This is a genomic window from Pasteurella sp. XG20, from assembly GCF_018968665.1.
GTDB classification, from domain to species: Bacteria; Pseudomonadota; Gammaproteobacteria; order Enterobacterales; family Pasteurellaceae; genus Pasteurella; species Pasteurella multocida.
The window spans coordinates 1,483,882-1,506,261 of record NZ_CP076656.1; the positions used below are offsets into that span (position 1 = coordinate 1,483,882).

The window sequence follows — 22,380 nt, forward strand, 5'->3', positions numbered from 1 at the left end:
TCCTTATCCCTTGACTGGATTTAATAATAAGTTGGCGAGCGTTTGCACACCAATCCCCGTTGCGCCCACAGCCCATAAATCGCTGGCTGTTTTACGATAAGTGGCTGAACAATCAATATGTAACCAATGTTGTTGATAATTTTTCACAAAGTAAGATAAAAAAGCTGTGGCTGTACTTGCACCCGCCCCTACTGGCACCGTCCCTGTATTCGCAATATCGGCAAATGCCGTGCTTATTTGTGAACGATGTAATTCCGCAAACGGTAAACGCCAGAAAGGTTCTTGTTCGGTTTCCGCAGACTTAAAGAGCGCAGCTACCAATGCATCATCCATAGACAATACTGAGTGGTAATCATTGCCTACCGCCATTTTTGCAGCTCCAGTTAACGTTGCACAATCAATGATCATTTTTGGCTGTTGTTTATCGGCTTCAATTAATCCATCTGCAAGTACCAAACGCCCTTCCGCATCCGTATTTAAAATTTCAGCAGTCACGCCGTTGCTGTAAGTGATAATATCACCCAATTTAAACGCATTGCTGCTCACCAGATTTTCTGCACAGCATAAATAGAGTTTCACACGTTGTGTTAAACCACGGGCGATGGCTAACCCTAATGAGCCTGTTAACAATGCCGCGCCGCCCATATCTGTACGCATCGTGCTCATATTATCACTTGGTTTAATGCTATAACCGCCACTGTCAAAAGTAATGCCTTTCCCCACTAAACAGGCTAATACCGGCGCATCAGGATTGCCTGTTGGGTTGAAATCTAATTGCAACATCGCTGGCGGGTTAGCAGAACCACGTCCCACATTCCAAATACCTTGATAATTCTGTGCTTTTAATTCTTCGCCCGAAATAATGTTAAAACTGACCGCACTTTTATCCCCATATTCTTCTGCTTGTTCTTCGATAAAGTGGGCTGCACGGCGCGCCAATTCCACAGGGGTAATCACTTCCGCGGGCAAATTAATCATTTCACGTACAAAATCACCACATTGAATGCGCGCTAATAATTCCGCTTGCGGTGCATCGTCTAAAGTTGGAAATTCCACCGCATAATCTTGTTTTGCGCTATAAAAACCTTGATAAAATGCCCAGCAGGTTTCTAAATCCCAATTTTCGCCAGCAAGTACCACATCTTTAATCCCCTGACCACGTAATTTACGCGCTGCTTTTTGTACAGTATTACGCGCGGAATAGTCAGTAACATGAATAGTGGCTTGCGCCTGATGAAAACTTAATAGTGCATTTTTTCCCCAAGCTTCATCTGCCACTTGAGTCGATAACATAATTTGCATTGGCATAAACGATCCTTTTATTTTTTGTATTATCTAAATAAAAATAAAGTGCGATTCACTATACCAGTTTTTCCGCACTTTAGTACCTTTTCCACAAAATATCTTTTCTTTCATGGTGACAAATAATTCACATACCATGCGACTGTTTTTCGTAATCCCGTCTCAAAATCCGTTTTTGCCACCCAGCCTAATTCGTCTTGAATTTTTGAGGCATTTATCGCATAACGCAAGTCATGACCGGGACGATCTTTCACAAAAGTGATCAGCTGCTTAAAGTCGGTTATTTCGCTGAGTTGATCCAAAAACGCTGTCAATCCTCCCGCCTGTTTTAACTGATTTAAGATCTCACATAACCGCATCACAAGATGAATATTACTGTACTCACAACGTGCACCAATATTATAGGTTTCCCCCACTTTGCCCTTTGTTAGTACAAGATACAAAGCTTGTGCATGATCATCAACAAACAACCAATCTCGCACTTGCTGCCCATCGCCATAGAGCGTCAGCGGTTTTCCCTGTAAAGCCTGACTTAACATAAAAGGAATGAGTTTTTCAGTATATTGATAAAAACCATAATTATTCGTACTGTTGCTCATCACAATGGGCAAACCATAAGTTCGATGCCAAGCTCGTACTAAATGATCACTAGCTGCTTTTGAGGCAGAATAAGGGCTACTTGGACGATAGGGGGAAGTTTCTGTAAACGCAGGTTGTGTGAACTCAAGGTCACCAAATACCTCATCTGTTGAAACATGGTGAAAACGAAAAGCCGCTTTGCTTTTTTCGTCTAATGTGAGCCAATATTGCCGAGTCACCTCAAGTAAAGTATAGGTACCAACAATATTTGTTTGAATAAACGCGGCTGCGCCAGCAATTGAGCGATCAACATGACTTTCTGCTGCCAAATGCATAACACAATCCGGTTGATAGCGCTGAAAAATGTTGCTCAAGGTCGTGGCATCTGCAATGTCACCTTGTTCAAAATGGTAACGTGGGTTGTCAACAACAGTGGCTAAAGCGTCCAAATTACTGGCATAGGTGAGTTTATCGAGATTTATAATCTGATCTGATGTTTGGCTTAAAATGTAGCGAATAACGGCGGAGCCAATAAAACCTGCCCCACCAGTAATAAGGATCTTTTTCATCTTTTATCTTGAAACGGATGGAATAAAAACTTGCCGTACATCACAAAACTTGTATAATTCAGCACAACCGTATAATATACAGCAATTAAAATCAAAATGCTGTAAACATTTGTAGTTTATTTAGAGGAACCAATGGCAAAAGAAGATTGCATTGAGATGCAAGGCACAATTTTAGAAACCTTGCCAAACACGATGTTTCGTGTTGAATTAGAAAACGGTCACGTTGTGACAGCCCACATTTCAGGTAAAATGCGTAAAAACTATATTCGTATTTTAACCGGTGATAAAGTGACCATTGAAATGACACCTTACGACTTAAACAAAGGTCGCATTATTTTCCGTAGCCGCTAACCTATTTTGACAAAAAAGCACTGATATTTCAGTGCTTTTTTGTTTGTTCTGACTTATGTACGGGGCATGAATAAACGACGACGAATCAGTGCGCCGACCCCACGCATTAAGAGCAGTAGCAACGACAGTCCATAGATAGCGGTATTACCAAACACAGCGTAAGGCGTTTGACCTTCCGTAGCCACCACTTTATGCGTTAACGTCGTTTCAATGAATTGTGGCGCTTGTGCAACAATTTTACCTTGCTCATCAATAAACACGCTAATGCCAGTATTGGTGGCACGAATGACTGGTTTCCCAAACTCTAAAGCACGCATTCTTGCCATCTGTAAATGTTGCCAAGGTCCAATAGAGTCACCAAACCACGCATCATTTGAGACTGTGAGAATGAAATCCGTGTCTTGTTTCACATTCTTCCTTAGTTGCTCACCCAAAATAATCTCATAACAAATTGCCGCACTTAGCTGGCGATTTTTGACCACTAACGGCGATTGAATTTCATCACCACTTTGGAAAGCAGACATAGGTAAATTAAACACACTCCCTAATGGACGCAATAATGTCTCTAAAGGAACATATTCACCAAAAGGCACAAGGTGATGCTTACTGTAACGATTTGTCGTTTCTAATGAATAAGGGAAATCCGTATTTCCCAAGGTAATAATTGAATTTAATAACTTATTTGCTGTTTCATCTTGATAGATCGTCCCCATGACGATTTCCGTTCCAGCTTGTTGTGCATGTGTTTGCAGTCCTTGGAAAAAAGGCTGAATATGATTTTCTAACACTGGCAATGCAGATTCAGGCAAAATAATGACGTCAGTTTTACCGAGATGTTGACTAATTAACTTATGATAAATATCTAAAGTTTGATACAGATATTCTGGTTCCCATTTTAAATTTTGCTCAATATTGCCCTGTGCTAACGTCACAAGCAAATCCCTGTCTTCTATTTTTCTGACATACTCAGCCTTGGAAGAATAAGCTGACAATCCACCAACTAGGGTGAGTAAAAGGAGATTAGCTATCACAACATTCCACTTTCTTGGTTTAATAAGCAAGACGGAAAACAAATTAAAAATCACCGCACTGACCCACATTACAAAGAAAGTGACGCCAGTAACACCAAACATCGGCGCGAGATGAGCAAATGGGCTATCGATTTGACTATAACCAAATTGTAACCACGGAAACCCGGTAAAGAGCCAGCCGCGTAAAAATTCGGTAAAGGTCCAAATCACGGGGAACATCGCTAAGCTACTGATTTGAAAACGCTGGATCAAATAAGCAAAGAGCATCGGATACAATGCAAGATAGGCGGCTAAGACAAGGACTAACACATAGCTCACCACGACAGAGGCACCACCAAATTGATGAATGCTAACGTGTACCCAATTTATCCCAAAAGTGAAAAAAGCTAATCCCCACAAAAATGCCGACCAAAGTGCGGTCTTTTTTTCCGCTGTTTTAGCAACAAAAATAAGACCTAAAAGCGATAAGTAAGCACAACCCCAATAATCAAAAGGGGAAAAGGCTAACACCCCGATCATGCCTGAAAAAATCGCAATAAAATAAGTAAAAATCTTTTTTTTCATCTTCTTTAAATAATGAAGCACGAGTCTTTACTCGTGCTCGTCTTCTGTATCGACGTGTTTAATCTTCCTTTAGTTCTTCGGCTTTTTCAATTTCAGCTAACTGCTCATCCGTGACAGTAATGCGTAATTGAATCAAACGACGACTATCCGCAGAAGTCACTTTAAAACCGATATTCTCAATGGTGATTTCTTCACCGCGTTTTGGTAAGTAACCAAAGGCTTGCATGACCACCCCACCAATGGTATCCACCTCTTCATCAGCAAAGTGAGTATTAAACTGTTGATTAAAGTCTTCAATATCCGTTAAAGCGCGTACCGCATAAGTATGGCGAGAAAGCTGACGAATATTGACAATTTCTTCTTCATCGAATTCATCTTCAATATCCCCTACAATTTGCTCAAGAATATCTTCAATTGTCACCAAACCAGACACTGCACCAAACTCATCAACCACGATCGCCATATGAAAACGTTCTGAACGGAAATCTTTGAGCATCCGATCAACTCGCTTACTTTCCGGCACAATTACCGCAGGACGTAATAAAGGCATTAAATCAAATTCTTCCGCATTGGAACGTAAAAAGCGGAGCAAATCTTTCGCATGTAGAATCCCTGCGATATTATCACGCTCATCCGTAATAACCGGAAAACGCGAGTGTGCTGACACAATGATCGTATCCAAACAAGAATCTAAATTTTGATCCGTGTGAATAAATACTATTTGTGAGCGGGGGATCATAATGTCACGCACGCGTAATTCCGCGATTTCCATGACACCTTCTATCATCTCCCGTGTATTTTGATCAATCAGCTCGTTTTGCTCTGAATCGCGAATCACTTCGACCAGTTCTTCACGATTTTTTAATTCACCTTGGAAAAAGCGCCCAAACAGCGATTGAAAAAAACTTTTTTTCTGGTGAGATTCAGTAGAGTAAGTATTTGATTGTTCTTCGTTAGCCATAAATTTTTGAATACGTTTCCGTCAACATTGACCGTTGAAAAGTAACATATTTCCTGCTTAATAGCAAAAAAAAGCCCCTAGACAGTGGGGCAAAAAACGACAATTCGCATTTATTGTTATGATGAAAAGTTAAAACGGGTCCAATGTTGATATTTTTCTCCGGCTTGGCTCATGCCGCCCAATGTCCACCACTCAGGATGATTAGGGGTATCAGGTAAGGCTTGTGTTTCTAACGCAATCCCGACGTAATCCTGATAGTATGAGCCGAAACGATTCGGCGTGCCGGCTAGAAAATTCCCAGTATATACTTGTAAGGCAGGTTGAGAGGTGGAGACCTGTAAACGTAAAGAACCGTCTGCTGCCGTAAGAACCGCACTGAGTTTTTCTTTGTCTTGATTTAATAGAAAAGCATGATCATACCCTTTTACTAGGGCTTGTTCATCTTGTAAAAAGTCTTTCTCAATAGACTTCATCTCACGAAAATCAAAACTGGTGCCCTGTACGGATTTCAACGCTGCACAAGGGATCCCCTCTGGATTCACAGGTAAATAATGGTCAGCATTGACTTGCAAATAATGTTCTCGAATGTCCTCACCAAGCTCCGCGTTATTGAGATTAAAATAAGCATGGTTGGTTAAGTTTAGTGGGGTATCTTGATCACTTTCCGCCTCAAATTGAATTTCTACACAATTTTGCTCGCTCAGTAAGTACGTTACACGTACTTTCACATGACCGGGAAAACCTTGATCACCGTCTGGCGAAGAAAGTGAAAAACACACAAAATTTTCACCGCACTTTTCCAATTGCCAACGTTGGCAATCAAAACCATTTTCGCCACCATGTAACTGATGTTGTCCTTGATTCGTCTGTAACTGAATCGGCACCCCATTTAATACAAAACGTCCATTCGCAATACGATTCGCATAACGCCCGATAGTCGCACCTAAATAAACCTGTTGCTTAGGGTAATCCTCAAGCTGACAGCCTAATAACACCTCACGTAATTGATTTTGCACAGGCACCTTACAAGACAACCATGTCGCCCCCCAATCCATCACTTGGATAGACATCCCTTTTGCATTGGATAAAGTGACTAATTGAAATGGTTGTCCATCTGGTGCGACACCCAGTGTACACTTGCTCAGCATACGCTTACTCCTTGTGAGGCAGTACACACATAAAAATCTTCTTTTAAACCCGTTTGTTGGGCGTAATTATCAGCAATAATCTGACGAACGGCTTCCACTTTTTCCACCGGTGCAACCGCCACAATACACCCACCAAAGCCACCGCCAGTCATTCTAGCGCCACCGGTTTTACCAATTGCAATCTGTGCCAGTTCCACTAAATAGTCAATTTGAGGTACCGTAATCTCAAAATCATCACGCATTGACTCATGCGATTGCGCCATAAGTTCTCCCAGTAGCGCAAGATTGCCACTTTGTAAGGCTTTAACCGCATCTAAAACACGTTGGTTTTCCGTCACCACATGACGTGCACGTTTCGCCACTTCGGGATCCAATGCCGTCAACTCTGCTTCTCTTTGTTTAAATTGAGCAAGAGACACATCACGTAATGCTTTCACGCCAAAGAATTTCGCGGCGACTTCACATTGCTGACGACGAGTGTTGTACTCCCCCGCCACCAAATCGTGTTTCACATGAGAATTCACAATCATCACCGCCACATTAGCGGGAATAGGCGTTGGAATCGTTTCTAACGAACGACAATCGATCATCAGTAAATGATCTTTCTGTCCTAAGGCTGAAATCAATTGATCCATATTGCCACATTGGCAACCGACAAACTGGTTCTCAGCTTTCTGACCAATAAGCGCAATTTCCGTATTAGTTAAAGGTAAATTACCTAATTGTTGGCAAAATTTGCCAACCGCCACTTCTAAAGAGGCAGAAGAACTCAAGCCCGCAGATAACGGCACATTACCAGAAATCACTAAATCCGCACCGCACTTAAAGTCTGGACAATGGGCCTGCACAAATTTCACCACGCCACGTACATAACCTGTCCATTTTTTACTTGAATCTGGAGTAATCTCTTCTGCTAAATCAAATTCATCCCATTGCTGCAAATCACCAGCATAGACTTTAAATCGGCTATCATCCCGTTTTCGACCACTGATGGCGGTGCCATAATTAATTGCACAAGGCATCACAAAACCATCATTATAATCCGTATGTTCACCAATAATATTGACTCGACCTGGTGCATAAACATTTAAGGTCGGTGTACAATTAAATTTTTCTTGAAATAAGCGTTGAGCAGATTGCTGTGGAGTCATGTTATATCCCTTTCCTTATCGCAAACAATATGCGTCTTATCAAATGACAAATAGAAATCGCGTTGTATCTCACTTAGGTTATCTTTGCTTATAATGCACTTCACTGAGCACACGTAAACGTTCTGCGGCTTGCTCTGCAGTTAAATCACGTTGAGATTCCCCTAACATTTCATAACCTACCATAAATTTACGTACAGTAGCAGAACGTAATAATGGTGGATAAAAATGGGCATGAAGTTGCCAATGTTCATTGCTCTCTTCATTAAAAGGCGCCGCATGAAACCCCATGGAATAAGGGAAAGAGGTTTCAAATAAATTATCGTATTTTGTCGTCAGTTTTTTTAATGCCAGCGCTAAGTCTTTGCTTTGTTCTTCAGTTAAGTCCGTCAAACGTTTCACATGCGCTTTCGGCATCAATAACGTTTCAAATGGCCAAACCGCCCAATAAGGCACCACCGCTAACCAATGTTCAGTCTCAACCACCACGCGTTCTTTCAGTTCAATTTCACGTTTGGCATAGTCCATTAACATCACCGAACCTTGCTTAGCAAGATACGCGCGCTGAGTCTGATCCGCACGCGCTACCTCATTTGGCAAAAAGCTATTCGCCCAAATTTGCCCATGTGGATGCGGATTAGAACAGCCCATAGCGGCACCTTTATTTTCAAAGATTTGGACCCATTGATATTTTTGCCCCAATTCTAGCAACTGCTCTTGCCACACTTTTATCACGTCATGAATTTCTTCGACTGTTAATAAAGGTAAGGTTTTGCTATGATCAGGCGAAAAGCAAATCACGCGACTTTCGCCTTGTGCTTTTGATATTTGGAATAAAGGATCGGTCGACTTTTCTGGATTAGGTGTTTCTTCTAATAACGCAGAAAAATCATTTTTGAACACGAAAGGCTTTTGATAATCAGGGTTTTGTTCACCCGTAATACGCTTATTGGATGGGCATAAATAACAGGTTGGATCATAACTTGGCTTTTCATCTTCAGCCACTTTTTCTTGTTGCCCTTGCCAGGGACGTTTTGCTCTATGTGGTGATACAAGTACCCACTGATCGGTTAACGGATTATAACGGCGATGTGGGTGTTCGGTTGGTTCAAATAGTGAATGACGCATCTTTTACTCCCGACAACTGAAAACGGTTACATTTTATTTTTGGCATAAGATACCAAATTATCAAAAATAAACTGTTAACTAGATCACAAAATCAAGAAATCCCTTACGATTTTACTTTGTTTTTTGTGTATAAGGTGTCAGATTTAGTGCTAAACGTTTTCAAACCTAGCAAAATTTTATAGGATGAAAACAAGGGTTTCTCACAGGAAAGGTCATATTCGTTATGGTTACTATTCATGATGTTGCACAACATGCGGGTGTTTCTGTCGCTACGGTATCTCGCGTACTCAATAATCATCCTTCTGCGAGTGAAAAAGCTCGCATCGCCGTCCAAGCTGCCATCGAAAAGCTTGGTTACCAACCCAATGCGAATGCACAAGCACTTGCCATGAAAAATACCGATACTATTGGTGTGGTGGTAACAGATGTTACCGACGCCTTTTTCGCGATCTTAGTGAAAGCTGTCGATAAAGTGGCAGAAGAATACAAAAAAACCATTATCATTGGGATTGGCTATCATAATGCAGAAAAAGAAAAAGAAGCGATCGATACACTATTACGCAAACGTTGTAGCTGTCTTGTGGTACATGCAAAGGCACTCAGTGATGAAGTCCTATGTCAATATTTAGAAAAAGTGCCAGGTATGGTGATTATCAATCGTGTTGTGCAAGGGTATGAACATCGTTGTGTTAGCTTAGATAATGAAAAAGGGACTTTTATCGCGACAGAAACCTTAATTAAGCTCGGGCACAAAAAAATCGGCTATATTGGTTCAAACCATTATATTATGGATGAAATAGAAAGACATCGTGGTTATCTGGCGGCGTTAAAGCAATACCATATCCCCGTCATTGAACATGCGATTACGCACAGCTCACCCGATTTTGAAGGGGGAGAAGAAGCCATGATTAACCTACTCAGTTACAATTCCGATCTCACCGCGGTGGTCGCTTATAATGATTCTATGGCAGCCGGTGCGATTTCTGTATTAAATGAAAATAACATTCGTGTTCCAGCCCAATGTTCGATCATCGGCTTTGATGATATGCCAATTGCACGTTATTTGATTCCTAAACTCACTACAATCCGCTATCCCATCGATTTAATGGCGAATTATGCGGCAAAATTAGCGCTAAGCTTAGTGGATCAAGATGTGAAAAAACCTTCACACATTCAATTTAATCCCACATTAGTTAGACGTTTCTCAACTGAGCAGCATTCACAATGAGCTAATGATGAAAACGTAAACATTTTCCATTAACAATACAAAAAACGTGGTTAAATTTGTGCAAATTTAGCCACGTTTTCTTTTTTTATAGTAAAAAAACACCTTGAAAGTGTGATCAAGGTAACAGTTTCATGAGTCAATTGTAATCGTTTTCACAAATGTGAGTGAGATCACAGTCTTAGAAAATATTTTCCAGTATGATTCACCCCAGTTATCTAGGCAAAGTGGGTTAAACGCAAAAAGATAACAAAATCTATTCGTTCTAAATAGGAGAGTTATTATGAAAAAAACCGTATTAAGTGCTGTTGCTTTAGCAGTCGGTCTAGGCGTAGCCGCTTCAGCAGCGCAAGCCGCCGATCGTATTGGTGTAACCATTTACAAATATGATGATAACTTCATGTCACTCATGCGTAAAGAAATCAATAAAGAAGCTGAGCAATTTAAAGATATTGAGTTATTAATGAACGACTCACAAAACGCACAAGCGGTACAAAATGACCAAGTGGATGGTTTGATTTCTAAAGGCGTTAAAGCCTTAGCCATTAACCTCGTTGATCCAGCGGCAGCACCAACTATTATCGGTAAAGCAAAACCTGATGATATTCCTGTTGTGTTCTTTAATAAAGATCCTGGTGCAAAAGCAATCGGTAGCTATGAACATGCATACTATGTGGGTACCGATCCAAAAGAGTCTGGTTTAATTCAAGGTTCATTGATTGCTAAACACTGGCAAGCTAACCCTGCATATGACTTAAATAAAGACGGTAAAATTCAATACGTTTTATTAAAAGGTGAACCAGGGCACCCAGATGCAGAAGCTCGTACAAAATTCGTCATTGAAGAATTAAATAATAAAGGCATTCAAACTGAGCAATTATTCATCGACACGGGGATGTGGGATGCCGCTTTAGCGAAAGATAAAATGGATGCATGGTTATCTAGCTCTAAAGCAAATCAAATCGAAGTGATCATCGCTAACAACGATGGTATGGCGATGGGGGCATTGGAAGCCACGAAAGCACATGGTAAAAAATTACCAATCTTCGGTGTAGATGCATTACCAGAAGTCCTCCAATTAATCAAAAAAGGTGAAATTGCAGGTACGGTGTTAAATGACGGTGTGAACCAAGGTAAAGCCGTTGTTCAATTAAGTAATAATCTTGCAAAAGGAAAACCTGCCACTGAAGGCACAAAATGGCAGTTAAAAGATCGTGTAGTACGTATCCCTTATGTTGGTGTGGATGCGGATAACTTAAACGAGTTCCTAAAATAATAAACTATAACAAAACAAGAAGTTGTAATTCTCGGGGAGGTATACCCTCCCCCTTTTTATGTGAGGTTGGATATGACAACTCAAATTCCAAATCAAGACAGTGAAATACTGCTCACAATGACCAATGTCTGTAAATCCTTTCCCGGTGTTAAAGCGTTAGACAATGCAAACCTAACTGTGCGCTCGCATTCTGTCCATGCCTTAATGGGCGAAAATGGGGCGGGCAAATCAACCTTATTAAAATGCTTATTTGGTATTTACAGTAAAGATGAAGGTGACATCCTTTTCTTAGGCAAGCCAGTCAACTTTAAAACGTCGAAAGAAGCCTTAGAGAACGGGATTTCCATGGTGCACCAAGAACTTAACTTGGTTAAACAATGTACTGTAATGGATAATCTTTGGTTAGGACGTTATCCATTAAAAGCAGGCTTTGTCGATCACGGCAAAATGTATCGTGATACCAAAGCGATTTTTGAAGAATTAGATATCGATATCGATCCAAAGGAAAAAGTGGCCAAATTGTCAGTGTCACAAATGCAAATGATCGAGATCGCAAAGGCCTTTTCATACAATGCCAAAATCGTAATCATGGACGAACCGACTTCTTCGCTTTCAGAAAAAGAAGTTGAACACCTATTTAAAATTATCGCGAAGCTGAAACAACGTGGCTGTGGCATTATTTATATTTCGCACAAAATGGACGAAATCTTCAAAATTTGTGACGAAATTACGATTTTACGCGATGGTAAATGGATCAATACAGTCGCTGTTAAAGGCACCACAATGGATCAGATTGTATCCATGATGGTTGGGCGTGAACTCACACAACGTTTCCCACCAAAAACCAATACCCCAAAAGAAACCATCTTAACGGTGGAAAATCTGACCGCACTTAATCAGCCATCTATTCAAGATGTTAGTTTTGAATTACGCAAAGGCGAAGTGCTCGGCATTGCGGGACTGGTTGGGGCAAAACGTACCGATATTGTGGAAACGATCTTCGGGGTGCGTGAACGTAAATCTGGTGTGATTAAACTGCACGATAAGGAAATGAAAAACCGCAATGCGTTCGAAGCCATTAACAATGGTTTTGCTTTGGTCACGGAAGAACGTCGCTCTACAGGGATTTATGCGAATCTCAGTATTGAGTTTAACTCATTAATTTCTAACATGAAATCCTATATCAGCAAGTTAGGTTTATTGAGTAACACAAAAATGAAAAGCGACACGCAATGGGTCATTGATTCCATGAATGTGAAAACGCCATCTCACAAAACCAATATTGGCTCATTATCTGGTGGTAACCAACAAAAAGTGGTCATTGGTCGTTGGTTATTAACCCAACCTGAAATCTTGATGTTAGACGAACCAACACGTGGTATCGACATTGGTGCGAAATATGAAATTTATCAGCTGATTATGGAATTAGCCAAAAAAGATAAAGGTATCATCATGATTTCATCTGAAATGCCAGAGTTATTAGGGGTTACTGACCGAATTCTTGTGATGAGTAACGGTAAAGTCGCAGGTATCGTGAATACTGCTGAAACCTCACAAGAAGAAATTTTACAGCTCGCTGCAAAATATTTATAAAACACAGAATTAAGGAAATAAATTATGGCTGCATTAAAACAAAATAAATCCCTTGATTTCTTTAAACAAAATGCAATCTACTTTGTATTATTAATTTTACTCGGGATCATCATTGTTCAAGACCCAACATTCTTGAACTTACGAAACTTCAGTAACATTTTAACGCAATCTTCCGTACGCTTAATCATCGCGCTGGGTGTAGCCGGCTTACTTGTCACACAAGGGACAGACTTATCTGCCGGTCGCCAAGTCGGTTTAGCGGCGGTTATTTCAGCGACCTTGTTACAAGCCATGGACAACTTTAACCGCGTTTTCCCAGATTTACCTGAGCTCCCAATTCCGGTTGTAATTTTAACCGTTTGTGCGATTGGTGCAGTCATCGGTTTAGTAAATGGTTTAGTTATTGCTTACTTAAACGTAACACCATTTATTGCCACCATGGGGACCATGATTATTGTTTATGGGATTAACTCACTTTACTATGATGCGGTGGGAGGATCGCCAATTGCAGGCTTTAACGAAACCTTCTCAACGTTTGCACAAGGTTTCTTTAAATTCGGTTCCTTCAAACTGTCCTATATCACGATTTATGCTGCTGTTGCGACCTTCTTAGTGTGGGTATTGTGGAATAAAACGCGCTTTGGTAAAAATATCTTTGCTATCGGTGGTAACCCAGAAGCGGCTCGAGTATCTGGCGTTAACGTCGCACGTAACTTAGTGGTTATCTATATGATCGCGGGAATGTTCTACGGTTTTGGTGGAATGTTAGAAGCCGGTCGTATCGGTTCTGCCACTAATAACTTAGGTTTCATGTATGAATTAGATGCGATTGCTGCCTGTGTAGTAGGGGGCGTTTCATTCGCCGGTGGTGTGGGTACGGTTATTGGTGTGGTAACTGGGGTAATTATCTTTACCGTCATCAACTACGGCTTAACCTATATCGGTGTTAACCCATATTGGCAATATATCATCAAAGGTAGCATCATCATTCTTGCGGTGGCTATCGACTCACTCAAATACGCGAAGAAAAAATAAAAAGGCGTATCGCACTAGCACAAAAAAGGCGATTCTCAGAATCGCCTTTATTTTCTATCGAAGCGTCGTAAAAGAGACGAACACCACACAACTCATCACACTACTGGCTCAATCCTTTCACGAGATTCTCAACAAAATCCAACCGCACTTTATGCCCCTCAAAGGTTTTGCTAAAGCGGAATTTGGTTGGTCCATCAAAACGATACACACTTGGTTCAGTTTGAATTAATTGTAAAAATTTCATTGGATCCAGAGCCGCATTAGAGGCAAACTCAATGAAGCCACCCTGTGCATTCGCATCAATTTTCTGAATTTGAATCTTTTTCGCTAACTGGCGTAATTCTGCGATACGGAATAGCGATGTAGTGGCTTCCGGTAAACGACCAAAACGGTCAATTAACTCCACTTTTAACTCATCTAATTCCGGCTTATTCTCCGCCCCAGCAATCCGTTTATAGAAAGATAAACGAATATTTACATCACCCAAGTAATCCTCTGGCAACAAGGCAGGCAAACGTAAATCAATCTCGACTTGTTGTTGAGTGAGTTCTTCTAGGGACGGCTCACGCCCAGCTTTTAAGGCATTCACCGCACTTTCCAATAAATCCATATACAAAGAGAAGCCAATCGATTCAATTTGCCCACTTTGTTCAGAACCAAGGAGTTCCCCCGCACCACGAATTTCTAAATCGTGAGTAGCAAGAATAAAGCCCGCCCCTAAATTATCTAAGCTCTCTAACGCCTCAAGACGTTTTTGTGCATCTTTGGTCATGGCTTTTATCGGTGGGGTTAATAAATAGGCATACGCTTGGTGATGTGAGCGCCCCACTCGACCACGTAATTGATGTAATTGGGCTAGACCAAAGTTATCCGCACGCTCAATAATGATCGTATTTGCGGTAGGGACATCAATCCCCGTTTCAATAATGGTGGAACACACCAACACATTAAAACGCTGATGATAAAAATCCGACATGACCCGCTCAAGCTCACGTTCACGCATTTGACCATGACCAATGGTCACCCGTGCCTCAGGTACCAGTGTACGCAATTTTTCAGCACAATTTTCAATACTCGCTACGTCGTTATGGAGATAATACACTTGTCCACCACGCAAAATTTCACGCAAAATCGCTTCACGGATCACTGATTCATCGCTTTGTTTGACAAAGGTTTTGATCGTCAGGCGGCGCGCTGGCGGTGTAGAAATAATCGACAAGTCCCGAATACCGTGCATCGCCATATTTAAAGTTCGTGGAATAGGTGTCGCGGTTAAGGTAAGAATATCAATATTGGCACGTAGCTGCTTAATCCGCTCTTTTTGACGCACCCCAAAACGATGTTCCTCATCGATCACAAGTAAACCCAAATCTTTAAATTGCACATCTGATTGAATCAGTTTATGCGTGCCAATCAAAATATCGACTTTCCCTTCCGCCAGATTCTGCAAGACCACTTTTTGTTCTTTCGCTGTTTTAAAACGTGAAAGCACTTCCACATTGATCGGTAAATTGGCAAAACGATCTTTAAAATTCTCAAAATGTTGTTGCGCCAATAAGGTCGTCGGTACCAACACCGCCACTTGCTTATGATTCATTACCGCCAAAAATGCCGCACGCATCGCGACTTCTGTTTTTCCAAAGCCCACATCACCACAAACTAAACGGTCCATGGCTTTTGGTTGGCACATATCTGCAATCACCGCGTTAATCGCCATTTCTTGATCTACCGTTTCTTCAAACGGGAACGTCGCTGCAAATTGTTGAAACGCTTCACGATCATAATGGAAAGCAAAGCCTTTTTGAGCTTCACGTTGGGCATACACATCCAACAATTCCGCAGCCACATCACGAATTTTTTCCGCGGCTTTTTGACGTGCACGTACCCATGCATCACTCCCTAATTTATGTAATGGTGCCGTTTCATCAGCCCCCCCCACATAGCGACTAATCAGATGCAAAGAGGATACGGGGACATATAATTTAGATTCATTAGCATAATTTAACAGCAAATATTCGGCCGTAATGCCTCCATTTTCAAGTGTCACTAATCCCGCATAACGCCCTACACCATGATCTAAATGCACTACCGGCTGCCCAATTTTGAGTTCCGCGAGATTACGAATTAGAGTATCAGGATTGACTGATTTACGTTTATCTCGACTGCGCTGCTGTACTCGCTCACCAAGCAACTCGGTTTCCGTCATCACCGCAACTGGCTGATCGTTATCAATAATAAAGCCGTTTTCTAATCCACTTATTAAGACATTAAACTTCTCACTGATATTGGAAAGTGCGGTTAATTTTTGTGGTTTTATTTTGAGTGGCGAGAGTAAATCCAATAAGGTTTCACGGCGCCCTTCGCTTTCCACCGAAAACACAATCTTGCCCTTAAATTGCTCACTAAATTGACGTAATTGCTGTAATGGTTCTTTGTGTTGCGATTGAATAGCGAGTGTGGGTAAAGGTTGCACGGCAAGGTTCTTTTGACGTGCCGATGAACGAACTTTATCCAGTTTGAAACTGATTCTTGGATATTGCTTTAATATCCGATTAATCTCTTCGAGACGTAACCATAAACGATCAGGCGGTAAAAGCGGACGCATAGGATCCACTTTTCGACTTTCATAGCGTTGCTCAGCATCTTGATAAAAACGCGTCCCCTGCTCTTGGATATCGCCTACATCTAACCACAAAGTATTCTTTGGTAAGTAATCAAATAGACTTGCCATCTGTTCAAAAAATAAAGGCTGCCAATATTCAATACCTGAAATTAAAGTACCTTTACTCACTTGCTGGTAGATATGTTCCGGATCACGACGAATTTCACCAAAAGTTTCACGAAATTGAGTACGGAAAAATTCGATGCCTTTCTCATCAGTTGGAAATTCATGCGCGGGCAATAAATTAATGGCTTGAATTTCTTCGAGGGTACGTTGTGTATCCACATCAAAAGTGCGGATCGAGTCAATTTCATCATCAAAAAAATCTAAACGGAAAGGCACCGCACTCCCCATTGGGAAGAGATCTAATAATGCCCCACGCACCGCATATTCCCCATGTTCCAACACCTGTTCTACCGCACGATAGCCCGCACTTTCTAACTGCAAACGCAGTTTATTAATCTGTAAGCGATCACCCTTTTTAACTAACAGCAGATTATGATGCAAAAATGTCGGCGGGCATAAACGCTGCATTAAAGTGCTAATGGGTAAAATGACAATCCCTTTTTGACAATGCTGTAATTGAGATAGCGCACTTAAACGAGAAGAAATAATGTCTTGGTGTGGCGAAAATGCATCGTAAGGTAACGTTTCCCAATCTGGAAAAAAAGTCACGGGTAATGAACTAAATTGTGCCAACACTTTCTCTAAACGTACCGCACTTCGCGTATCCGCTGTGACAACTACGGTCAGACCTGAATATTGCTGCGCAATTTGGCTTATCGCAAGGCAATCTGCGCCCATCAGAACATTACCCAGAATTTTATGATCATTAGCTTGTGTAGGAATCGTGAAATCGAAATATGTGGTTGTCATAACAGCGGTGGTAGTTAGATAAAATAAGTCAAAAAAGATGAGCGATAGTTTAGCCTAAATCGACGGCATTTCCAATGAAAGTCTGTATAAAAAGCCAGTAAAAAAGCCAAGCTTTACTTGGCTTTTATTCAATGTCCTATACTAGCGTATGCGACAACGACGTAAAATATCCATGTCTTGTTGGTAAGTTTCACTCTCCTCCGACATTTGCATCAAACCAAACACGGTACTAAAAAAGTGATCATGCGAATAGGCTTCTTCTTTTGCTTTTTGGCGTAAACAAGTTAAATCCACTTGTTGTGAGGCTTTCCAACGTGGTGAAAACCACATGATCATCGGAATATGTGTCTGCTCTGTTGGGGCAATCACATAGGGCGCGGCATGTAAATAAACACCTTTTTCCCCTAAGGATTCGCCATGATCAGACACGTAAATCACAGCACTCTGTAAGTGTTGGCGCTGTTCTAGCTTGCTGATCACTTGATCAATAAATTGGTCTACATACAAAATCCCATTGTCATAAGTATTCACCAGTTGTTGTTTTGAACAGCGATTGATTTGGTTAGTATCACAGGTTGGCACAAATTGGCGATATTCGGGCGTATAACGTTCATAATAGGTAGGTCCATGATTACCAATAGTATGCAAAACAAGCACTGTATCCTTGTCTGTACTGTCAAGGATCTGATCTACTTGCGTCAGTAAAATATTATCTAAACATTCTCCATTTCGACAGTATTCTGCTAAATTCAATGTTGTCACATTCTGATAAGGAATGTGTTTACAGACGCCTTTACAATCGGAATTATTATTCAACCATTTAATAGCAATCCCCGCGCGTTGCAAAATATCCAGTAAATTATCTTGGTGATCCGCTTGTACATTGTTGAAGTGTTTACGATCTAATCTGGAAAACATACAGGGGACAGAAACTGCAGTTGAGGTTCCACAGCTCGTCATATGCTGAAAGTTAATCACGTCCTCGCCCCGATTTGCTAATAACGGGGTGGTTTGTCGCTCATAATGGTTAAGCCCCCAATTTTTCGCACGTGTCGTTTCGCCAATGATTAAAACGGTGACATGACGATCTTGATCCGTTTTTGCTTGGCTTGCTTTCAAATCAAGTTGCACATAAGGTAAATTCGCCGCGCGTAAATCCTGTATCACATTAATCGTCGCGCCAATGAAATTGGAAGGTACTAATAAATGCGTCAGGCTTTTGTTATTGCGGAAAAAGGCGGAATAATCTTGGTAGAAAAACGCTGCCACACCAACAAATAACAAAACAGAAAGTAAGATCATGCTCAAGCGAACAAGCACTTCTTTCACAACATGATGATAGTTAACACGAGTGAGACAATATAACAGTGCCGGCACAAAACCAAACGCCAACAGCCATTCTAGATAAGTCCATGTGATCAAGCGTGAACCTTCTGCCAGATTACTTTGCACTACGTTTTGCAACATCTCACGATTAAAATAAATATCAAAAAATAACGTGTTATAAGAAATGGCTGCACTGATTACGATCAAACAAGGCATGATGATCTTATGTATGACAGGTATGGCAATGATTTGGAAAGCCGCATTGAGAATCACGAAAATCACCAGTGGCATGGTGTAAATAAAATAATCGGCAGAGGTGTGGGTTAAAGGGTGGATACTCAGTACTTTGGCATAGAAAGGGTAATTTAAAATGACACTAAAGTAGAAAGCGGTGAGGGCAAGTAATTTGCTGGACGATAAAGACCAACGAAATCGTAATTTTTTCATACAACAAAACTCCTAAAAAAATCGACTTCTGTTAGAAACAAAAAAAATGAAAAAGTTCTGCTGTGTTATTTTGTTTGCTTATATAACAAACATGCCAAGTCAGTACTTGGCATGTTTTTTTACGATTTTTGTTGTTCTTGCGCCTTTTTCATTGCGGCTTTTTCTTCTTCACTCCATGTTTCATCAAACTTGACGACGGGAACGCAGCAACAACCGCGACCTCCCCCCTTTTCAACACCAATGTCCTGACAGAATTTGCTATAACCGTCCCACACGCGACGTAATAAACCTTTCTTTTTTGTCTGCTCCATTTTATTGCTCCTTCTCAACACCCCACTTGATTATGATAAAACGGCTGTATGATTTTGCAACAATTTCTTGACTTCCTCACGGCATATTTTTATCCCATTTTTCTTGCCTCCCGCAAATTTCATCTCGTTTGATGACGGTTGTAACAGGGCAGACAATAACGGACAAATGCACCTGTCAGTTTGTGCCAACAAACGTTGTATCGCAGGTAAGGCGGCTGTAAATGAGCCTTGAAAATAAGCAAAATGCACTAATGCACGCCAATCTTGCGGATCTAATTGCCATGTGGTGGGCAAAGAAGGGAATGCCGTCGCGAGGGGGTGTCGCGATAAACTGAGATTACGTTGGAACTGTTGGTACGCTTGCTGACAAAAGCTTATCCCTGCGGACGACAACGGTTTTAAGCCGATTACAGAGTAACAACCGCTACTGGCTTCTTTCTGTTCACCTAAATGCACCAATAAAAAACCGCACTTTTGCCAAAATGCAGCCAGCTTAGTGGTGTAACCAAAACTGACGGACAAAAAATCCACCTGTGCATCTTGGCAAATATTTTTGACTAACTGTTGCCCAATACCTTGCTGTTGCCAATCTGGCTGAACAGCAATACGGGAAATCCGCAATGAGGATAAACGGCAGGCTTGCGGCAAATGCGCTTGAAAACACAGTAATTGAGGCACTAAATTGCCACGAGGACGGCGCAAACCGCGCTCAATCTCACCAATAAGTTGTTCTGATTGCAGACTTCCCTCTTGCACAAGCCAAGCGGCACCAAGAAGATGTTCGTCTTTTTGTGCTAAATAAAAATGTTGATTTGGCGCATCAAACAAACGGCGTAAATCCAGTGGTGACGTACGGTAATGGGCACGCGTCAGTAAACCATAAAGCGGAGCAATTTTTTGTTGCTGATATAATGTATGTTGTGAATAGCGCTGAAATTGAACGCCTTCAGCTGACGCCAATGGGGCAAAAGGCAAATCTTCCGCATGTAGCAATAAGAGATCATCCATAAAGGCTTCTAACTTATCATCAGCTTGCCAACGTAGAGGCTGGTGAAGCTCAAAATGCGCAAAAGTGCGGTCTAAATTGGCTAAAAATTTGAGTAAAAAACCACGCCCGGTCCCTTCATAACTTTGTATCGTAGTGGTACAGAGTATGCCTTTAAAGGTTGATGTCAGCAGTTCTAACAAACTTAAAGGGAGCATAGCCGCTTCATCAATCAATAACCATTTATCAGCAAACGCATGGGGATCTTGTGCAATTTGCTCACAAAGTAAATCTGGTGACTTGAAATCTAACGCCGTATTAGCAAACGCTTGTAAAATCCTGACAGCCGCTTTATTCGGTGCAGTTAATATCAATGTTTGATTTTGTTGCTTCAACTGCCTTGCCCAAAAACCTGCTAGCGCCGATTTTCCTCGACCCCGCTTCGCCGTCACAATCAATACCGCTTCAGTAGCCTTGTTGATACGGTGCAGTAACTGTGCTTGTTCCACTGTCGGTTCTGATTGAAAATCGACCGCACTGGTTGATTTATCCGGCAATGATAGCGAAGGGAAAAAAGTATGATAAACCGGAAAGCCGTAGTCTCGTACTTTTTGTTGAAAATAATGTAGAAAGTGCGGTGTCAAAATAGGATCATTTTCACCAGACCAACGGACGGAGTCAGGATCTTGCCAAGTGCTCAGCATCGCCCATTGTGGTAATAAAATCAGCAACACACCTTCTTGTTGCAAAGTGCCACTGGCGATAGCTAAGGCATCAAGATTCAGCCCTCCCCTTGCATCATAGACAATCAAGGCAAACTCTTGCCCCAACATGTTTTTTGCTTGCTTGAAATCGAAATGAGCAAAAGACAAAAAAGGCGGTAAATCATCGCCAATCCATACCGCACTTTTTATTCCAGATAAGCGTGCGAGTGGGGGAAATAATGTAGCATTCTCCCCCACCCAACATTGCACTTTTCTTTGCTTATTTACCCGATTCATTTCACTTTCATCGTGCTATTACCAACGATCTAACGGGTGTGACCAATCAATACTGATATCGCGTTTAGGTTTATACATCGGCTCTGGCTGACCAAGTATTTTGCGTTCCATCGCTTCTTGTTGTTCACGCATTTTTCGCTCAATAGACATCTGCTGATCACGAATCTTATCTTCGATCGCCTGTTGCTGATCTTGGATACGACGTTCAATTGGATGACCGGATCGATTTTCTAAACCACGTTGCCGTTTGAGATCTTTAAAACGTTGGTTATAACGCTCTTTTAATTGGCGGCACTCTGACTCACGAATATTAGTTAAATCGTGTTTTAATTGCTGATATTTGAACTCAAAATAACCATAAGCATCAGGATCATCATAAATCACTTTCGCAGAAGATTTACCGACAATGTTTTCTAACTGTTCATGAATGATCGCTTTTACTAAATGTTTTTCTAGCGCTGTCAAACGGGCATCTTCTTGCTGCCCTAACTCAGGCAATAAACAATATTCCACATTATTCTTTGCCTGAATAAATTTATTCATGTGTTCGGTTGATATTTTGTAATAACCCTTTTTCTCCTTTGGATAGCTACGCTGAGTTTGCGTTTCGAATGAAGGGGCTAAAGGGGGATCATAGCTTGGTTTTGAGATCGGCTTGCTACGAGGTTGATAATCTGGATATGGATAGTACGCTACGCAAGCTGTTAAACCAAATAACGCAAACACAATACATAATTTTTTCAACATGATTTTTTCCTATACAACTGTGATAAACCTGTCATCTTGGCATCTTATATGCCTAACAAAAATTTTAGACTTCTTTGACCACAATTTAATAAAATGGTTTAAAAAGAAAGCACTT

General features: G+C 41.2%; 17 protein-coding genes. 5 read left to right on the plus strand and 12 right to left on the minus strand.

What is annotated here, in order from left to right; genetic code table 11:
* Positions 1-3 precede the first annotated feature (3 nt).
* Positions 4-1,302, minus strand: a complete 1,299-nt coding sequence (pepB, locus tag KPF51_RS06800; protein ID WP_016533576.1) for an aminopeptidase PepB — start codon at positions 1,300-1,302, stop codon at positions 4-6.
* Positions 1,303-1,412: 110 nt separating this feature from the next.
* Positions 1,413-2,450 (minus strand): dTDP-glucose 4,6-dehydratase, encoded by a 1,038-nt coding sequence (gene rfbB / locus KPF51_RS06805; protein ID WP_061405896.1) that lies wholly within the window; start codon positions 2,448-2,450, stop codon positions 1,413-1,415.
* 132 nt (positions 2,451-2,582) lie between these two features.
* On the opposite strand from rfbB, the gene infA reads away from it, so the two are divergent.
* Positions 2,583-2,801 (plus strand): translation initiation factor IF-1, encoded by a 219-nt coding sequence (gene infA, locus KPF51_RS06810; RefSeq protein ID WP_005717339.1) that lies wholly within the window; start codon positions 2,583-2,585, stop codon positions 2,799-2,801.
* A 53-nt stretch (positions 2,802-2,854) separates the two neighbouring features.
* Here infA and lnt read toward each other — a convergent pair whose 3' ends face one another.
* The 5 genes from lnt to galT all read right to left on the minus strand — a co-directional run bounded on the left by lnt (position 2,855) and on the right by galT (position 8,781).
* The gene (lnt, locus tag KPF51_RS06815; protein WP_005723158.1) at positions 2,855-4,396 is read right to left on the minus strand and encodes an apolipoprotein N-acyltransferase; all 1,542 of its coding nucleotides are present in this window, start codon (positions 4,394-4,396) and stop codon (positions 2,855-2,857) included.
* A gap of 58 nt (positions 4,397-4,454) precedes the next feature.
* On the minus strand, positions 4,455-5,357 hold the full coding sequence (gene corC / locus KPF51_RS06820) for a CNNM family magnesium/cobalt transport protein CorC (RefSeq protein ID WP_005733087.1): 903 nt from the start codon (positions 5,355-5,357) through the stop codon (positions 4,455-4,457).
* Positions 5,358-5,473: 116 nt separating this feature from the next.
* A complete protein-coding gene (gene galM, locus KPF51_RS06825; RefSeq protein ID WP_005723159.1) occupies positions 5,474-6,505 on the minus strand; it encodes a galactose-1-epimerase in 1,032 nt (343 codons plus the stop codon).
* A complete protein-coding gene (galK, locus tag KPF51_RS06830; protein ID WP_005723161.1) occupies positions 6,499-7,656 on the minus strand; it encodes a galactokinase in 1,158 nt (385 codons plus the stop codon). The genes galM and galK overlap by 7 nt, the downstream gene beginning before the upstream one ends.
* Before the next feature lie 78 nt (positions 7,657-7,734).
* Entirely contained in the window at positions 7,735-8,781 is a 1,047-nt protein-coding gene (gene galT / locus KPF51_RS06835; RefSeq protein WP_005723163.1) for a galactose-1-phosphate uridylyltransferase, read from the minus strand.
* Between the two features lie 223 nt (positions 8,782-9,004).
* Here galT and KPF51_RS06840 point away from each other — a divergent pair, with 223 nt between their 5' ends.
* The 4 genes from KPF51_RS06840 to mglC all read left to right on the plus strand — a co-directional run bounded on the left by KPF51_RS06840 (position 9,005) and on the right by mglC (position 13,910).
* Entirely contained in the window at positions 9,005-10,009 is a 1,005-nt protein-coding gene (locus KPF51_RS06840; RefSeq protein WP_005723165.1) for a substrate-binding domain-containing protein, read from the plus strand.
* 280 nt (positions 10,010-10,289) lie between these two features.
* Positions 10,290-11,282 (plus strand): galactose/glucose ABC transporter substrate-binding protein MglB, encoded by a 993-nt coding sequence (mglB, locus tag KPF51_RS06845; RefSeq protein WP_005751770.1) that lies wholly within the window; start codon positions 10,290-10,292, stop codon positions 11,280-11,282.
* Positions 11,283-11,354: 72 nt separating this feature from the next.
* Complete coding sequence (gene mglA / locus KPF51_RS06850; RefSeq protein WP_005717348.1) at positions 11,355-12,875, plus strand: galactose/methyl galactoside ABC transporter ATP-binding protein MglA; 1,521 nt, start codon at positions 11,355-11,357, stop codon at positions 12,873-12,875.
* 24 nt (positions 12,876-12,899) lie between these two features.
* Entirely contained in the window at positions 12,900-13,910 is a 1,011-nt protein-coding gene (mglC, locus tag KPF51_RS06855; RefSeq protein ID WP_005723170.1) for a galactose/methyl galactoside ABC transporter permease MglC, read from the plus strand.
* Between the two features lie 100 nt (positions 13,911-14,010).
* Here the strand turns inward: mglC and mfd are convergent, their stop codons facing one another.
* The 5 genes from mfd to KPF51_RS06880 all read right to left on the minus strand — a co-directional run bounded on the left by mfd (position 14,011) and on the right by KPF51_RS06880 (position 22,265).
* Positions 14,011-17,448, minus strand: a complete 3,438-nt coding sequence (gene mfd, locus KPF51_RS06860; RefSeq protein WP_061405895.1) for a transcription-repair coupling factor — start codon at positions 17,446-17,448, stop codon at positions 14,011-14,013.
* Positions 17,449-17,589: 141 nt separating this feature from the next.
* A complete protein-coding gene (locus KPF51_RS06865) occupies positions 17,590-19,221 on the minus strand; it encodes a phosphoethanolamine transferase (RefSeq protein ID WP_005723175.1) in 1,632 nt (543 codons plus the stop codon).
* 119 nt (positions 19,222-19,340) lie between these two features.
* Positions 19,341-19,532 carry a DUF5363 family protein gene (locus tag KPF51_RS06870; RefSeq protein ID WP_005723177.1) on the minus strand — a complete coding sequence of 64 codons (192 nt, stop codon included), beginning with the start codon at positions 19,530-19,532 and terminating at the stop codon, positions 19,341-19,343.
* A 30-nt stretch (positions 19,533-19,562) separates the two neighbouring features.
* Positions 19,563-21,518, minus strand: a complete 1,956-nt coding sequence (locus KPF51_RS06875) for a tRNA(Met) cytidine acetyltransferase TmcA (protein WP_005723180.1) — start codon at positions 21,516-21,518, stop codon at positions 19,563-19,565.
* 18 nt (positions 21,519-21,536) lie between these two features.
* Positions 21,537-22,265, minus strand: a complete 729-nt coding sequence (locus KPF51_RS06880; protein ID WP_005723182.1) for a DUF5358 family protein — start codon at positions 22,263-22,265, stop codon at positions 21,537-21,539.
* Between the last annotated feature and the right edge of the window lie 115 nt (positions 22,266-22,380).

Bases quoted from the DNA above. Each gene is read 5' to 3' on its own strand.
- KPF51_RS06880 (WP_005723182.1), bottom strand. From the start codon at position 22,265: ATGTTGAAAAAATTATGTATTGTGTTTGCGTTATTTGGTTTAACAGCT.
- galT (WP_005723163.1), bottom strand. From the start codon at position 8,781: ATGCGTCATTCACTATTTGAACCAACCGAACACCCACATCGCCGTTAT.
- galM (WP_005723159.1), bottom strand. From the start codon at position 6,505: ATGCTGAGCAAGTGTACACTGGGTGTCGCACCAGATGGACAACCATTT.
- KPF51_RS06870 (WP_005723177.1), bottom strand. From the start codon at position 19,532: ATGGAGCAGACAAAAAAGAAAGGTTTATTACGTCGCGTGTGGGACGGT.
- lnt (WP_005723158.1), bottom strand. From the start codon at position 4,396: ATGAAAAAAAAGATTTTTACTTATTTTATTGCGATTTTTTCAGGCATG.
- KPF51_RS06875 (WP_005723180.1), bottom strand. From the start codon at position 21,518: ATGAATCGGGTAAATAAGCAAAGAAAAGTGCAATGTTGGGTGGGGGAG.
- infA (WP_005717339.1), top strand. From the start codon at position 2,583: ATGGCAAAAGAAGATTGCATTGAGATGCAAGGCACAATTTTAGAAACC.
- mfd (WP_061405895.1), bottom strand. From the start codon at position 17,448: ATGACAACCACATATTTCGATTTCACGATTCCTACACAAGCTAATGAT.
- mglA (WP_005717348.1), top strand. From the start codon at position 11,355: ATGACAACTCAAATTCCAAATCAAGACAGTGAAATACTGCTCACAATG.
- KPF51_RS06840 (WP_005723165.1), top strand. From the start codon at position 9,005: ATGGTTACTATTCATGATGTTGCACAACATGCGGGTGTTTCTGTCGCT.
- mglC (WP_005723170.1), top strand. From the start codon at position 12,900: ATGGCTGCATTAAAACAAAATAAATCCCTTGATTTCTTTAAACAAAAT.
- KPF51_RS06865 (WP_005723175.1), bottom strand. From the start codon at position 19,221: ATGAAAAAATTACGATTTCGTTGGTCTTTATCGTCCAGCAAATTACTT.
- mglB (WP_005751770.1), top strand. From the start codon at position 10,290: ATGAAAAAAACCGTATTAAGTGCTGTTGCTTTAGCAGTCGGTCTAGGC.
- rfbB (WP_061405896.1), bottom strand. From the start codon at position 2,450: ATGAAAAAGATCCTTATTACTGGTGGGGCAGGTTTTATTGGCTCCGCC.
- corC (WP_005733087.1), bottom strand. From the start codon at position 5,357: ATGGCTAACGAAGAACAATCAAATACTTACTCTACTGAATCTCACCAG.
- galK (WP_005723161.1), bottom strand. From the start codon at position 7,656: ATGACTCCACAGCAATCTGCTCAACGCTTATTTCAAGAAAAATTTAAT.
- pepB (WP_016533576.1), bottom strand. From the start codon at position 1,302: ATGCAAATTATGTTATCGACTCAAGTGGCAGATGAAGCTTGGGGAAAA.